This window comes from Umezawaea sp. NPDC059074, from assembly GCF_042738955.1.
Lineage (GTDB): Bacteria > Actinomycetota > Actinomycetes > Mycobacteriales > Pseudonocardiaceae > Umezawaea.
The window spans coordinates 30,359-44,937 of the sequence record NZ_JBHYHC010000074.1 but is presented as its reverse complement, the minus strand read 5'-3'; the positions used below and the strand labels follow the sequence as shown (position 1 = coordinate 44,937).

General features: G+C 69.9%; 16 protein-coding genes. 14 read left to right on the top strand and 2 right to left on the bottom strand.

Annotated features, from left to right (window positions below; genetic code table 11):
- Nucleotides 1-138: 138 nt before the first annotated feature.
- The 5 genes from ACFWW9_RS28885 (at nucleotide 139) to ACFWW9_RS28865 (ending at nucleotide 4,091) form a co-directional block, all read left to right on the top strand.
- Nucleotides 139-384: a putative leader peptide gene (locus ACFWW9_RS28885; RefSeq protein ID WP_390384343.1), complete on the top strand. Its 246-nt coding sequence runs from the start codon at nucleotides 139-141 to the stop codon at nucleotides 382-384.
- 63 nt (nucleotides 385-447) lie between these two features.
- A complete protein-coding gene (locus tag ACFWW9_RS28880; protein WP_390384342.1) occupies nucleotides 448-1,278 on the top strand; it encodes an ABC transporter permease in 831 nt (276 codons plus the stop codon).
- On the top strand, nucleotides 1,263-1,964 hold the full coding sequence (locus ACFWW9_RS28875) for an ABC transporter ATP-binding protein (RefSeq protein WP_390384340.1): 702 nt from the start codon (nucleotides 1,263-1,265) through the stop codon (nucleotides 1,962-1,964). The genes ACFWW9_RS28880 and ACFWW9_RS28875 overlap by 16 nt, the downstream gene beginning before the upstream one ends.
- Nucleotides 1,948-2,964, top strand: a complete 1,017-nt coding sequence (locus ACFWW9_RS28870) for an ABC transporter substrate-binding protein (protein WP_390384339.1) — start codon at nucleotides 1,948-1,950, stop codon at nucleotides 2,962-2,964. The genes ACFWW9_RS28875 and ACFWW9_RS28870 overlap by 17 nt, the downstream gene beginning before the upstream one ends.
- Nucleotides 2,961-4,091: an LLM class flavin-dependent oxidoreductase gene (locus ACFWW9_RS28865; protein ID WP_390384338.1), complete on the top strand. Its 1,131-nt coding sequence runs from the start codon at nucleotides 2,961-2,963 to the stop codon at nucleotides 4,089-4,091. The genes ACFWW9_RS28870 and ACFWW9_RS28865 overlap by 4 nt, the downstream gene beginning before the upstream one ends.
- A 54-nt stretch (nucleotides 4,092-4,145) precedes the next feature.
- Here the strand turns inward: ACFWW9_RS28865 and ACFWW9_RS28860 are convergent, their stop codons facing one another.
- A complete protein-coding gene (locus tag ACFWW9_RS28860) occupies nucleotides 4,146-4,544 on the bottom strand; it encodes a hypothetical protein (protein ID WP_390384336.1) in 399 nt (132 codons plus the stop codon).
- Nucleotides 4,545-4,684: 140 nt separating this feature from the next.
- Entirely contained in the window at nucleotides 4,685-5,812 is a 1,128-nt protein-coding gene (locus tag ACFWW9_RS28855) for a glycerophosphodiester phosphodiesterase (protein ID WP_390384334.1), read from the bottom strand.
- A gap of 206 nt (nucleotides 5,813-6,018) precedes the next feature.
- Here ACFWW9_RS28855 and ACFWW9_RS28850 point away from each other — a divergent pair, with 206 nt between their 5' ends.
- The 9 genes from ACFWW9_RS28850 (at nucleotide 6,019) to ACFWW9_RS28810 (ending at nucleotide 14,577) form a co-directional block, all read left to right on the top strand.
- On the top strand, nucleotides 6,019-8,022 hold the full coding sequence (locus tag ACFWW9_RS28850; RefSeq protein ID WP_390384331.1) for a TRAP transporter permease: 2,004 nt from the start codon (nucleotides 6,019-6,021) through the stop codon (nucleotides 8,020-8,022).
- Nucleotides 8,015-9,004: a TAXI family TRAP transporter solute-binding subunit gene (locus ACFWW9_RS28845; RefSeq protein ID WP_390384329.1), complete on the top strand. Its 990-nt coding sequence runs from the start codon at nucleotides 8,015-8,017 to the stop codon at nucleotides 9,002-9,004. Before ACFWW9_RS28850 ends, ACFWW9_RS28845 begins: the two co-directional genes overlap by 8 nt.
- A gap of 28 nt (nucleotides 9,005-9,032) precedes the next feature.
- On the top strand, nucleotides 9,033-10,289 hold the full coding sequence (gene purD, locus ACFWW9_RS28840) for a phosphoribosylamine--glycine ligase (protein WP_390384327.1): 1,257 nt from the start codon (nucleotides 9,033-9,035) through the stop codon (nucleotides 10,287-10,289).
- Nucleotides 10,290-10,413: 124 nt separating this feature from the next.
- Nucleotides 10,414-10,857 carry a hypothetical protein gene (locus ACFWW9_RS28835; RefSeq protein ID WP_390384325.1) on the top strand — a complete coding sequence of 148 codons (444 nt, stop codon included), beginning with the start codon at nucleotides 10,414-10,416 and terminating at the stop codon, nucleotides 10,855-10,857.
- Entirely contained in the window at nucleotides 10,854-11,462 is a 609-nt protein-coding gene (locus ACFWW9_RS28830; RefSeq protein WP_390384323.1) for a DUF3558 domain-containing protein, read from the top strand. Before ACFWW9_RS28835 ends, ACFWW9_RS28830 begins: the two co-directional genes overlap by 4 nt.
- A 9-nt stretch (nucleotides 11,463-11,471) precedes the next feature.
- Nucleotides 11,472-12,755, top strand: a complete 1,284-nt coding sequence (locus ACFWW9_RS28825) for a PPE domain-containing protein (RefSeq protein ID WP_390384321.1) — start codon at nucleotides 11,472-11,474, stop codon at nucleotides 12,753-12,755.
- Nucleotides 12,752-13,525: an ESX secretion-associated protein EspG gene (locus ACFWW9_RS28820; protein WP_390384319.1), complete on the top strand. Its 774-nt coding sequence runs from the start codon at nucleotides 12,752-12,754 to the stop codon at nucleotides 13,523-13,525. The genes ACFWW9_RS28825 and ACFWW9_RS28820 overlap by 4 nt, the downstream gene beginning before the upstream one ends.
- 92 nt (nucleotides 13,526-13,617) lie before the next feature.
- Entirely contained in the window at nucleotides 13,618-14,199 is a 582-nt protein-coding gene (locus ACFWW9_RS28815; RefSeq protein ID WP_390384317.1) for an ESX secretion-associated protein EspG, read from the top strand.
- 72 nt (nucleotides 14,200-14,271) lie between these two features.
- On the top strand, nucleotides 14,272-14,577 hold the full coding sequence (locus tag ACFWW9_RS28810) for a hypothetical protein (protein WP_390384315.1): 306 nt from the start codon (nucleotides 14,272-14,274) through the stop codon (nucleotides 14,575-14,577).
- Nucleotides 14,578-14,579: the final 2 nt, after the last annotated feature.

Genomic DNA, 14,579 nt, shown 5'->3' with positions numbered 1-14,579 from the left:
TTGATCGGGCCAAAAGGCAGTGCCCCAAAGCCCTGCCCGATCTCCAATTTTAAGGGGCAAATCCCCCAAATAAAATCGGCCACGTTCCGTGGCCGCGTCTTGCGTGCCGTCGGGGTCGCCAGGTGGCTGGTAGTGCCGATGTGGTCGCCAGGTGGCTGGTGGTGTCGTTGTGGTCGTCTGGTGGCTGTCTGTCTGTTGGTTGGTTCTTTTGCCGTGAAGGGTCGTAGTCCGAGGTATGTCAGTATTCGGGACGGCTGTGTCCGTCCGTTGACATCGCGTTGTGCCGGCCCAAAACTCTGTCTCATGAGTGGCCGCGAAGTCCTGGTCGCTCGCCTCCACGTCGATCTTCGGCGGCAGGCGAGCGCGATCTGTCGCACGCGCTGATCTCCCCTTCGCCGTTCGGGCGCTGACGCCCGCATCCCTTTTCCTGTCACCGCTGGAGAAATCGTGTCGATTTCCACTGCGGGTGTACTCGCGCGCCCAAATGAGGATGGTTTCGCTGCGCGCTCCACCCCTCGAGCCCGAAAACGTCGTTTGCCCGACCTGCGTCGCTGGCTCAGTCCTCTGGCTCTGCTCGTGCTCTGGCAGGTCGCCAGCAGTACCGGTGTCCTGCCGCCCGACAAGCTGGCATCGCCCCTCACCGTCTTCAACTCCGCTGTGGAACTGACCGCTGATGGCCAGTTGGGCAGTGCCTTCGTCGTGTCGATGGGGCGAGTTGCTGGTGGGTTTGCCATCGGTGCGTTCATCGGTGTTGCGCTGGGGCTGCTGTCTGGGCTTTCCCGGTGGGGTGAGCGTGTCTTCGATCCGCCGGTCCAGATGTTGCGCACCCTGCCCCACCTGGGGTTGATCCCTCTTTTCATCCTCTGGTTCGGTATTGGGGAGCAGCCGAAGTTGGCGCTGGTGGCGGCGGGGGTTGCCTTTCCGCTCTACCTCAACCTGCACGCCGGTATCCGTCAGACCGATCCCGGTTTGCTGGAGGCGAGTCGGGTGCTCGGTTACACCGGGGTGGAGCGGGTGCTGCACGTCGTGCTGCCGTCCGCGTTGCCGCAGACGTTGGTGGGGCTGCGGATTTCCCTTGGTGCTGCCTGGTTGTCGTTGATCGTTGCCGAGCAGGTCAACGCCGAGGCGGGCATCGGTTACCTGATCAACAACGCGCGGGAGTTCCTGCGCACCGATGTGGTCGTCGTCGGGCTGCTCGTCTACGCCCTCCTGGGGCTGGCGACCGATGGGCTCGTGCGGGCACTCGAAAGGAGGCTGCTCCGGTGGCAAGCGCGGTGAGCGTTCGTGGGCTGGTCAAGGAGTTCGGGGCGCGGCGGGTGCTCGATGAGGTCGACCTGGACATCCAGCCCGGTGAGTTCGTGGCCCTGCTCGGGCGTAGTGGGTCGGGCAAGTCGACGTTGTTGCGCGTGCTTTCGGGGCTCGACACGGATGTTGACGGGACGTTCGACGTGCCCGGCACTGTCTCGGTGGCGTTCCAGCAGCCGCGGTTGCTGCCGTGGCGGAAGGTGTGGCGGAACGTGTCCCTCGGGTTGAGGGGTGTGGATGGCCGTGCCGTTGCCGAGAAGGCGTTGGCCGAGGTTCGGTTGAGCGATCACGTCGATGCTTGGCCGTTGACGTTGTCCGGGGGTGAGGCGCAGCGGGTGTCGTTGGCCCGTGCGCTGGTTCGTGAGCCGGACGTGTTGTTGTTGGACGAGCCGTTCGGTGCTTTGGACGCGTTGACGCGGTTGGCCATGCACCACCTGGTGGACCAGTTGTGGCGTGAGCACCGGCCCGCCGTGCTGTTGGTGACCCATGACGTGGACGAGGCGTTGTTGCTGGCCGACCGTGTTCTCGTGCTCGATGAGGGGCGGATCGTCGCCGAGCACCACGTGAGCCTTGCCCGTCCTCGTCGTCGAGTGTCCCTTGTGGACCTCCGTACCCGTGTGCTGGCCGATCTGGGAGTCGATGATGTCGAAGCCGCGTAGGCGATTGCTGGTCGGAGCGCTGGCCGCGGTGCTGCTGGCGGGGTGCGGGACGGCGGCTACCACGTCGGGCACCGTGCCCGCCTCGGTCAGTCCCGAGGAACTGGCGAAGGTGGTGTTGAAGGTCGGTGACCAGAAGGGTGGGGCGAAGTCGCTGCTCACGGCCGCGAACCTGCTGGCCGACGCGCCTTACAAGATCGAGTGGGCCACGTTCACGTCCGGGCCTCCGTTGTTGGAGGCCGCGTCCGCTGGTGCGGTGGACGTCGGTGGGGTCGGGAACACGCCGCCGATCTTCGCCGCCGCGGCGAACGCCAAGATCGCCGCGGTGTCGGTGGCCAAGGGCAACGTGGAGAGCGACGCCTTCCTGGTGCCCGGTGACTCGCCGCTCAAGGCGGTGGCGGACCTGAAGGGCAAGAAGATCGCCGTGGCCAAGGGGAGTTCGGCGCACGGGCAGGTGCTGTTGACGTTGCGCGCGGCCGGGCTGTCCACAAAGGACGTGAACCTGACGTTCCTCCAACCGTCGGACGCCTACGCGGCGTTCACGCAGAAGCAGGTCGACGCGTGGGCCGTCTGGGACCCGTACACGTCGCAGGCCGAGCTGGAGGCGGGCGCTCGGGTGCTGGCGACCGGTGAGGGCACCTCGAACGGCTACACGTTCCAGGTCGCGGGCACGGCCGCCTTGGCCGACGGCGGCAAGAACGCGGCGATCAAGGACTACCTGATCCGGTACGCCAAGGCGCAGGTCTGGGCCGACTCGCACCGCGAGGAGTGGGCGCAGGCGTGGGCCAAGGAGACCGGGTTGAAGATCGAGGTCGCCCGTGCCGCCGTGGACCGGGGCAGCGACCTGCCCGGCGCGCTCGACGACACCGTGGTGAAGTCCGAGCAGGACCTGGCGGACGCGTTCACCGAGGACAAGACGCTGCCCGGAAAGGTGGACTTCGCGAAGTTCACCGACACCCGGTTCCAGGCCGACCTGAAAGCCGCCCGCGGAGGCAACTCATGAGCGTGACCCTGCACTGGTTCCTGCCCACGTCCGGTGACGGCCGCACGATCGTCGAGCGGTTCCACGCCAACCGCAGCCAGGGCGCTCCCGCGCAGCGGGACCCCGACATCGACTACCTGGCGCAGGTCGCCCGCGCCGCCGAGGCCAACGGGTTCGTCGGGGTGCTCACGCCGACCGGCACGTGGTGCGAGGACGCGTGGCTGACGACCGCCGCGCTGATCGCCCAGACCAAGACGCTGAAGTTCCTGGTGGCGTTCCGGCCCGGCGTCATCTCGCCGACGCTGGCCGCGCAGATGGCGTCGACCTACCAGCGGATCTCCAAGGGTCGGCTGCTGCTCAACGTCGTGACCGGCGGTGACGCGATCGAGCAGCAGCGGTTCGGCGACTGGCACGACCACGACCAGCGCTACGCCCGCACCGACGAGTTCCTGCACGTCGTGCGGAACGCGTGGACGGGCAAGCCGTTCGACTTCTCCGGCGAGCACTACCGGGTGGCGGGCGCGACCGTGCTCGCGTCGCCGAACCCGACGCCGCAGATCTACTTCGGCGGGTCCTCCGACGCGGCCCTGCCGGTCGCGGCGCGGCACGCCGACGTGTACCTCACGTGGGGCGAGCCGCCCGCGCAGGTGGCGGAGAAGATCGGCCGCGTGCGGGAGCTGGCGGAGGCGCAGGGGCGGACCGTGCGGTTCGGCATCCGGCTGCACACGATCAGCCGTGACACGTCCGCGGAGGCATGGCTGGAGGCGGCGAAGCTGCTGGACGCGCTGGACCCCGAGCACGTGCGCTCGGCGCAGTCGCAGCTCGGCGCGAGCCAGTCCGTCGGCCAGCAGCGGATGGTCGCGCTGCACGGCGGCGACCTCAGCGCGGGCGTGCGCGGCCTGGAGATCCACCCCGGCCTGTGGGCGGGGATCGGGCTCGTGCGCGGCGGCGCGGGCACGGCGCTGGTCGGCAGTCACAGCGAGGTCGCCGACCTGATCGAGGAGTACCACTCGCTGGGCGTGGAGGAGTTCGTGCTGTCGGGCTACCCGCACCTGGAGGAGGCGTACTGGTTCGGCGAGGGCGTGCGGCCGGAACTGGCCCGCCGCGGCCTGCTCGCCGGGCAGGAGAACCTGGTCACGACCGGGTGAGACGCCGATGGCCTGCCCTTCCTGGGGGAAGGGCAGGCCATCGGGTCGATCGGACTAGACGGACGGGGTGAGCGCCCAGTGGTTGCCCGCGGCGGTCGTGCCGTAGGTGATCACGTTGCCGCCGCGGCTCGGGCGGATCTGGCCGTTGCCGACCCAGAAGGTGTTCGACGAGGTGTTGTAGATGCCCCGGACCTCGATGGGCTCGACCGTGGTGCTGGAGCCGAGGATGTTGTAGGTCGCGCAGGTGCCCTTGTTGACGACGAAGGTGCTGAAGCCGCCGCGGTTGGGGAACACCACGTAGGACGCGTAGTTGCCGTTGGAGCAGACCTGGATCTGGCCGCTGCCCGCGGCGGCGGCGGAGCCCGCCGTGCCGAGCACCGTCGCGGTCGCCATGGTGGCGACCACGGCCGCGCCCGCCGCGATGCGCTTGACGCTGTCCATGCCGAGCTTCACGTTCTTCTCCCACTCGTCGGTGCTGTGCTGCTGTGGGCCAGAAGCTAGGGGCGGCGAACTCCTTGCTACAACGGGAAAACGCGTCTCGACGACGGCAGGGCAGGATCTGCTGCGCGAAAGATCATTCTCTTATCGCGCTCTTAACCCCGCAGTGACGAACGGGCTTCCACGGCGGTGTCCGAGTTGTCGCTGAACAGCCCGTCGATGCCCGTGGCGAAGAACTTCGCGTACTCGTCGAACGCGCGCCCGTACGCGGCCGGGTCGGTCGACGACCGGTAGTCCGCGGGCAGGAACGTGTTCTCGTTGCGGAAGGTGAACGGGTGCACGACAAGCCTCACCGCGTGCGCGTCCTTGACGAGGGTCGTCGGCGCGGCGAGGAAACCGGCCGCGTCCCGTGGGATGATCCGGTCCTTCGACGGGCCGATGCCGTCGGCGTAGGACGCGATCTCCTTGAGCCCGGCGGGCTTCACCAGGTCGTCGTACGTGCGCTTGTCACCGGCCTTGGTGAAGTCGTACGGCGCGCCCGTGGCGTTGATCAGCTGCACGATCGGCACCCGCAGGGACTTGTTCAGCACCTTGAGGTTTGCGACCTCGAACGACTGCACGAACACCTTGGCGTCGCGGCGGTTGAGGCCGTTGCGGTTGAGCGCGTCGACCAGCTTCGGCTCCAGCGGCAGGCCGATGTCCTGGAAGTACGTGGGGTGCTTGGTCTCCGGGTAGATGCCGATGTCCCGCCGCAGCTCCTTGGTGAGCCGCTTCTGGAGGTCGATGACCTCCTGGAAGGTCGCGATCTCGAACCGGCCGTCGTACAGGGTGTTGCGCGGGCGGACCTCCGGGATGCGCTCCTTGGCGCGCAGCGTCTTCAGCTCGGCCAGCGTGAAGTCCTCGGTGAACCAGCCGGTCAGCGCGACGCCGTCGATCGTCTTGGTCGCCTTGCGGGACGCGAACTCCGGGTGGTCGGCGACGTTCGTCGTGCCGCCGATCTCGTTCTCGTGCCGGGTCACGAGCTTGCCGTCCTTGGTGGAGACCAGGTCGGGCTCGAAGTAGTCCGCGCCCATCCGCACGGCCAGCTCGTAGGACGCCAGCGTGTGCTCGGGCCGGTAGCCCGCGGAGCCGCGGTGCCCGATGACCAGCGGGCCGGTCGGGCGCGACCAGGACTCGGCCTGGCGGTCGGTGTCCTGCGGGGCGGCGGACGCGGCGGGCAGCACCGCGACCCCCACGAGCGCGAGGGCGGCGAGCACCGCCCCGGCCAAAGCGATTCGGGCCATGGTCGAGGACCTCCTGGTACGGGACGGGACGGCCGCAGCCTCGTCGCGCGCGGCGTCATCCCGACCACCGTAGGAGGTACTCGAGGTCACGTCGGGGTGAACAAGAGGCAGCGGTTCGCCGTCTCGATTCCACGCCGATTGGCGGGTGTCGCTGTGACCCCGGTCACCGGTACGGTCGGCTGAGCTGATCGACATCGGGGGTGTCCGTGGCGGGTCCTGTCGAGCGCGTCAGCTCGTCCCCGGACGAGCGTCCCGACGTGGCCGGACTCGTCGCCGAGCACGACGAGGAACGGCCGTCGCGCACGCTCGGCGGACGCTGGGAACTCGGCGTGTGGATCGCCGCGCTGGCGGTGGCGCTGCTGGTGCTCAAGCAGGTGTTCGACCCGTTCAGCAAGGGCAACCAGTTCTACCTCGTGGTGTTCCTCGGCCTGACGCTGCCGCTGGTGTTCCTGAGCTACCGGCCGTGGCGGTCGGCTCCCGACGACCCCGGCCCGCTGGACTGGGCGCTGGCGCTGGTGGCGCTGCTCGTCGGCCTCTACCCGGTGCTCGGCGGCTACGACGCGTTCCTGGACCGGCAAGGCCAGCTCTCCACGCTGGACGTCATCGCCGGGGCCCTGCTGCTGGTGCTCGTGCTGGAGGCCTGCCGCCGCACGACCGGCGCGGTGCTGCCGGTCGTGTGCCTGGTGTTCCTGGCGTACGCCTACTACGGCGGGTACCTGCCGCAGGGCTGGGCGGTCGCGCACGCGGGCATCGACTTCAGCCAGATCGTCAACGCGCTCTACAACGACGCCAGCGGCTTCTTCGGCACCCCGCTCGACGTCGCCGCGACCTACATCGTGCTGTTCACGATCTACGGCGCGGTCCTGGACTCGTCCGGCGCGGGCAAGTTCTTCGTGGACATCAGCTTCGCCGCGTTCCGCAACTCCCGCACCGCGCCCGGCCGCACCGCCGCGCTGTCCGGGTTCCTGCTCGGCACGGTGTCCGGCTCGGGCACCGCGACCACGGTCAGCCTCGGCGCGGTGACGTGGCCGATGCTGCGCAAGGCGGGCTACCCCCGTGAGAACGCCGGTGGCCTGCTGGCGGCGTCCGGCATCGGCGCGATCCTGTCGCCGCCGACGCTCGGGGCGGCCGCGTTCATCATCGCCGAGTACCTCCAGACCTCGTACCTGGACGTGCTGCTGTGGGCGACCGTGCCGACGCTGCTGTACTACCTCGGCATCGTGCTCGCGGTAGAGGCCGACGCCCGCCGGTTCGGCGCCCGCCCGGTCGCCGTGGACTCGCCCAGCGCGGGGAAGTTGTTGCTGCGCGGCGGTTACCACTTCCTGTCGCTCGGCGTCATCGTGCTGTTCCTGGCGCTGGACATCCCGCCGTTCGCCGCCGTCGTCTACGCCAGTGGGGTCGCCGCGCTGTTCGCGTTGATCAGCCTGCGGCACGAGGACCGGTTCTGGCTGGTGTGGCTGCGGTCCGTGGCGAACGCGCTGGCGACCGGTGTGCGCGGCGCGCTGCCGGTGATCGCGGTGTGCGCGGCGGCCGGGATCATCACGTCGACGATCACCAAGACCGGGCTGGGGCAGGTGCTCGCGTCGGCGCTGGTGGCCGCGGCCCGCGCGGTGTCGTCCGACCCGACGGTCGTGCTGGCGCTGACGGTCGTGCTCGCGGCGGTCGCGGTCGGCGTGCTCGGCCTGGCCGTGCCCGTGACGGCGTCGTTCATCATCTCGTGGGTCGTGATCGGGCCCGCGCTGGCCGACCTCGGCGTCGCCGCGCCGGAACGCGCGATGTTCATCTTCTACTACGCCGTGCTGTCCGAGGTGACGCCGCCGACGGCGCTCGCCGCGGTGGCCGCCGCCGCGATCACCGGCGGCGCGGTGATGAAGACGATGTGGCAGACGTGGAAGTACACGCTGCCCGCGTTCCTCGTGCCGATCGCGTTCGTGCTGACCGACAACGGGTCCGCCCTGCTGCTCCAGCGGCCCTGGCTCGACGGGCTGTGGGTGGCGGTCGTGTCCGCGCTCGGCGTGGCGGCGCTCGCGGTCGTCACCGGCGGCTGGCTCGTCAGCCGGGCGGGCCTGCCGGAACGCCTGCTCTGCGTGCCCGCCGCGCTGCTCCTGCTGTACCTCCAGCCCGCCACCATCGCCGTCGGGATCGGCTTCCTGGCGGTGGCGGTGGTCGTCCACCTCGTGTTGCGGAAGGGGAGAACCCGAGATGCGTAGCTGGCTGCTCAAGGTCGCCGCGGGGGCGCTCGCGGTGGGACTGGTCGCCACGGGGTGCGGCGGCAAGCGCGAGGCGGCGCCCGCGGCGTCCGGCAGCTCGGGCTCGTGCGAGGCCGCGGAAGGCCGGATCACCATCGCGACCGGCAACGCGGGCGGCGTGTACTACGTGGTCGGCGGCGGCCTGGCGCAGCTGATCAGCGCCAACACGAAGCTGAAGGCCACCGCCGCCGAGACGGGCGCGTCGGTGCAGAACATCCAGCAGCTCGTCGCGGGCAACTACGACGTGGCGTTCTCGTTGGCCGACACGGCCGCGGACGCCGTGAACGGCAAGGACGCGTTCGACGGGAAACCGCAGAAGGTCAAGGCGCTGACGCGGCTGTACCCGAACTACACGCAGGTGCTCGTGCGGACGGACAGCGGCATCAACAGCGTCGCCGACATGCGGGGCAAGCGGATCTCCACCGGTTCGCCGAAGTCCGGCACCGAGGTGATCGCCAACCGGCTGCTGGCCGCCGCGGGCCTGAACCCGGCCTCGGACGTGCAGGCGCAGCGGCTCGACCTCACCAAGACCGCCGACGGCATGAAGGACGGCAGCGTCGACGGGCTGGTGTGGTCCGGCGGCCTGCCGACCGCGCAGATGACCGACATCACCACGTCGTTGAAGGACAAGGTGAAGCTGATCGACGTGAGCGGGCAGCTCGACGCGTTGAAGAAGATCAACCCGGTGTACGACGTGGCCCCGATCCCGGCGGCCACCTACGGTTTCGCGGCCGACGTGAAGACCATCGTCGTGCCCAACGTGCTGCTCGTCCGCGACGACTTCCCCGAGGCGAACGCGTGCGCCCTCACGAAGCTCGTCTACGACAAGAAGGCGGACCTGGAGAAGGTCCACCCGGCGGCCAAGGACATCCTCCGCGACAAGGCGGCCGACACCGCCCCCGTGCCCCTGCACCCCGGCTCGGAGCGGGCACTGCGGGGTTAGCCCGGATAGTCAACTACGCTGCTCCATCGTGCGTGTCCTGGTCATCGGGTCTGGCGCCCGTGAACATGCCCTTGTCCTCGCTCTGGCGAAGGACCCCGAGGTGATCGCGCTTGCCTGCGCACCGGCGAATGCCGGGATAGCGGGGCTGGCCGAGGTCTACGGGGTCGACGTCGGCGACGCCGGGGCTGTCGCCGCCCTGGCCAAGGAGTGGAACGCCGACCTCGTCGTGGTCGGCCCCGAACAACCGCTCGTGGCGGGCGCGGCGGATGCCGTCCGCGCGGCGGGCGTCCCGTGCTTCGGCCCGTCGAGGGACGCGGCGCGGATCGAGGGCTCCAAGGCGTTCGCGAAGGACGTGATGAACGCCGCGGGCGTGCCCACGGCCACGAGCGAGATCGTCGACACCTCGGCCCGCCTCGACTCCGCGCTGAACCGGTTCGGACCGCGCTGGGTCGTGAAGGACGACGGCCTGGCCGCGGGCAAGGGCGTCGTCGTCACCAGCGACCGCGCGGTCGCCCGCGCCCACGCCATGACCCTCCTCGAAGGCGGCCACCCGGTCCTCCTCGAGTCCTTCCTGGACGGCCCCGAGGTCTCCCTCTTCTGCCTCACCGACGGCACCACCGTCGTCCCGCTCCTCCCGGCGCAGGACTTCAAGCGCGTGGGCGACGGCGACGCGGGCCCCAACACCGGCGGCATGGGCGCGTACTCGCCCCTCCCGTGGGCGGGCCCGGACCTCGTCGACACGATCGTCTCCACGTGCGTCCAGCCGGTCATCGACGAGATGCGCGAACGCGGCACCCCGTTCACCGGCCTGCTCTACGCGGGCCTGGCCATGACGTCCACGGGCCCCCAGGTCATCGAGTTCAACTGCCGCTTCGGCGACCCGGAGACCCAGTCGGTCATCTCCCTGCTCCACACCCCGCTGGCGGGCCTGTTCCTGGCCGCCGCCAACGGCACCCTCGCTGCCCACCCGCCCCTCGACTGGGCGGAGGGCTACGCGGTGACGGTCGTCATCGCGGCCGAGGGCTACCCCGGCAGGCCCCGCACCGGCGACGTCATCGGCGGCGCGGAAGCGGACGGCGTCCTCCACGCGGGCACCCGCCGCCGCGAAGACGGCGCGGTCGTCTCCACCGGCGGCCGAGTCCTGTCCGTGGTCGGCACCGGCACCACCCTGGTCGACGCCCGCACCGACGCGTACACCCGCGTGGCGAGCGTCCACCTCACCGGCAGCCACCACCGCACCGACATCGCCCTCAAAGCCGCGAACGGCGAAATCCCGACCCCGTAGGCACCTGGTCGGTGACGGAACCGCCCACGCCTGGAGTTCGTCCAACACAGGCGCGTCTCACGCGGGCGTTGGTAGCCTGCGAAGCGGGACCGGACCGTCACCGACCGTACGGGGGTAGGACGTCGTGGCACAGGACAACACGGTCGGGGATGCGCTCCTCGGCGCCGTGGCCAGCGTCGGAGGAGCCGTAGGACAAGCCATCGGCGACCTGTTCAGAGCCGACGACCACCTCGGCTCCACCCCCGCGGCAGGCCAGCACTTCAAGGTCAACAAGGACACGGTGCTGGCGTCCGGGAAGATCATCAACGACCAGATCGTGATCCTCACCAAGGCCTACGACAAGGCCTACGAGAAGCTCCGGGTCAACCTCGAGGGCGCCGACGAGGTCAACGCGAGCATCGCGGGCGCGTGGAACTCGCGGCTGGTCGACGCGCCGGACTCCTACGCCAAGCGCGTCACGCAGTACATCGTGAGCCTGACCAACCTCGTGGAACAGCTCCGGACTTCGGCGGAGCAGTACGGGTTCGACGACGACGAGATTTCTACTTCGCTAGGGGTGCGTTCGTGAAGTTGCGTGGCCGGGTGCTGCTGATCGGTGTGCTGGCGATCGGCCTCACCGGGTGTTCGGGCGACAAGATCGGTCAACCGACACCGGAATCGTCGTCCACGCCGTCCGCCGCGCCGACCACCACGACCACGAAGTTCAACGCTCCACCCCCGGTGCGGCCCGCGGTCCTCAAGCTCGACGGCATCGACCCGTGCGCCACGCTCACCGCCGACCAGCGGAAGCAGTTGAAGATCGCGCGCTCCGAGAACGACCCGCTGGACGTCGGGAAGACCGGGAAGCCCGCTCCCACCTGCCGCAACCGCGCTACGGGCGAGAAGATCTTCAGCTACAACGTCTCCCTCGTCACCGATCGCGGTGTCGACTACTGGCAGGGAGGCGGGAACCTGGACGTCGACCAGAAGGAAGTCTCCGGTTTCGCCGCCTACCAGATCAAGCTGACCGGGACGTCCACCGGCGACTGCGTGATCACGGTCGACGTGGCGGACGGTCAGCAGCTGTTCGTGCAGTTCCTGCCGATCAGCGAGGGGTTCACGCAGGACCAGATGTGCCAGAACGCCAAGCAGGGTGCGGAGATGGCGCTCGCCACGTTGCAGACCTTGAAGTGAGGGGAAGTCATGAGCGGCTACGAGCAGATCGCTGACCATCGCTTCGAGGGCTACGACAACGCTGCCCTGGCGCAGCTCGTGGCCAAGTTCAAGTCCGGTGACGGGGCGCAGAAGTTCAGCGAGGCGTCGCACGCCCTGCGGGAGCTGGCCGCGAGTCTTGCCGAGACTGATGACGTGCTTCGCAAGGAGTTGGGGAAGCTCGGGATCGAGTGGCAGGGGGCGTCCGGGGAGCGGGCGGGGAAGACGATTACCGCGCAGGCCGACTACGCCGATGAGGGTGTGGATTCGGGGAAGCAGAACGCGCAGGCCACGGCTGTGCAAGGGGCTTCCTACAGCTACTCGCGGGACAGCATGCCGGAGCCTGCGAAGCTCCAGGGGGACACCGAGACGTCGATGATCGACGACGTCGGTGGGTTCTTCGGGTACGAGACGGATCACGCGCAGGAGGTCAAGGAGACCAATGCCGCGCGCGAGCAGACGATTCGTGGGTTGAACCAGTACACGGAAGCCAGTCAGGACGCGTTGAACCAGTTCCAGGTTCCCGGTCAGCCGCCGAACTTCGAGGTGACGACCACGTCCGCGGTGGTGGGTGCGCCTGTCGGGTCCGGGATTTCCGGGATCGGGAGTGCCACGCCGTCCGTGCCCGGTGGGAGTTCGGTCGGGTCGCCGGTCGGTAGTCCGGGCAGCTTGCCCGGCGGTGGTGGGGTGACGCCGACGCCGCAGCTGCCGGGTGGTGGTGTCGGGGGGATCACGCCGCCGGTGTTGCCGCCGGGCGGGGGTACCGGGGTGCTTCCTCCCGGTGTTGGCACGGTCGTGAACTCGCCTCTCGCGGCGGGGATCGGGAAGCCCGGTGGATTTGGGCCGGGGTTGGGGATCGGGCTGGGGATCGCGGGGGCCGCTGGGTTGGGCGCGGTCGCCGCGACGGCCAAGGGCGCGCAGGTGGTGCGCGGGTCCGGTGGGCCCGGAACCGGTGCGGCGCCGAAGGTTCCGGTGGTCAAGCCCGGTGTGCCCGGTGTCAGCGGCAACGGGACGATCGGTGGGGCGGGCAAGGCCGGGATGCCGATGGACGGGGACGAGCACGTCGCCAACCGCGGTGCCGCCGGACGGGGTGGTGTCGCGGGGCGGGGTGGTGGCTCGTCGATGATGCAGCCCGCCGCGGCCGCCGGGCGGGGCGCCGAAGGTGACGAGGACGACGAGCACGTGCGCAAGTACGGGGTCGACTCGGACGACGTCTTCGGCGACGATCGGATGGTCGTGCAGTCCGTCATCGGTGAGGAACCCGAGAACAAGTGACATCTCCAGGCTCGGTCGTGCTTTCCACGCTGGAGTTCGACGTCGTGTGGGAGGCGGCCCGCCAGCCGCGGCGCAACGTCGCCCTGGACGTGCCGAGCCCTGGGACCACGCACGCGGAGCGCGCCGAACTGGTGCGCTCCGCGTGGGCGGCGCTCGAAGGCCGAGGATTGGCCCGACGCGGTCGGGTCGTGGCCGAGGTCGCGGATTCGTTGGCGCTGCTGGGAAATCCGCAGGTCTCCATCGACATCTGGATCTGGGCCGCCGGGCGCAAGATCAAGGGGCTGGCCGCCTCGGCCGGTGAGGACGGGGTGCTGGCCGTGGTCGACGGCGCCGAGGTGTGGCTGATCGAGGCCCGCGGCAGCGCCCTCGCCGAGTCGGCGGTGTCGGTCGCGGGCGAGATGCCCGCCGGGTTCGGGCGGTCGATCAGCCTGCCCAACGACCTGCTGCGCGCGGCGTCCGACGAGGCCGGGCGGAACGCCGAGAAGCTCGTGATCGCGTTGGAGCGCCGGGGTTTGCCGTTGAGCGACGCGCAGGAGTTGGCGCGGATGGCGGACGGCATGGGCACCCGCGGCCAGTTCGGCGTCGAACGCGGCCAGCGCAGTGGACCGCCGGTCCGCGCCGGGCGGGTGGTGGCGTTCCACGACACGACGTCCGGCCGCTTCCTGCACCAGGTCCGGCCCAGCACGGACGGTCGCGCCTGGAGCACCATCACGCCCGTGGACAACGCCCGGCTCGCCTCGTGCGTGTGGGAGTTGCTGCAAGAGGTCTGACTGGGGAACCGCGCCGCCGCCCGGCGCGTCGATCCCTGTGCGGGCTCGGGGGGGCCGGGAGACACGCCCGCCGCCATCGGGAGTGACGTCTGGTGACCCCAGCACGACGGACCATGAGTTCGGCCGCCTACCAGGCCGCGTGGCACCACCTCGACCTCGGCGCGATGCCGATCGTCCTGCACGTCGAGCACGATCCGCTGACCAGACCCGCGGCGTGGGCCGAACTGTCCGAAGTGGACCTCGTGCGGGGTGACGAGGTCGACCCGTGGCTCGCGGCCGCGTTCAAGCTGCTGGCCAGCCCGCCGCGGGCGGTCGACCTGCGGTTGGGGATCGGGCGGTCGGCGGTGCGGGCGCTGGCGGCCGTGGCCGGTGGGGACGGGGTGCTGGCGGTGCTGACCGGGCGGGAACTGGCGGTGGGCGACCTGGCGGGCGATCTGGCGGGCGACCTGGTGTCGTCGCTGGTCGAGCTGGTGCCGGAGTACGGAGTGGGGGCGCGGTTGAGCGGGCAGTTCGGGGCCGCTGTGCTCGACCCGCGCGGGCGTCGTCGTCGGGCGGCGGACTTCGTGGACTTCCACGACACGGAGACCGGGCGGTGGCTGGCCGACGGGACGGCCGCGGACGCCGCCGTGCTGCGGGCGCGGGTGGGGGCGTTGCTCGATGACCTCGATGGATGACATTCGGGCCGAAGCCGGGACGGTGGCGCGTCGCGGCTCTAGCATTCAAGACGACTATTCAAGGGGGTAGGCGTGGCTGTCGCGAAGATCAACGCCGAGGCGATGGAGCAGTGCCGGAGCACCGTCTCCAGCCAGGCGGGACAATTCGGCGCGGTGGGCGACGGTTTCGCCAACCTGTACGGGAATCCGGACATCTTCGGCAAACTCGCGAGTTCCGGTGGGGTTGCGTCGGCGGCGTCGGCGTTGGACTCGGCCGCTGGGACGGAGTTCGCCGCGGCTGAGAGCCTGCTCGGGAAAGTCGAACGAGCGCTCGACAAGATCCAACAAGCCGTCGTCGACGTTGACGACCAAGGCGCCGACAACTTCCGGGCGAGGTGACC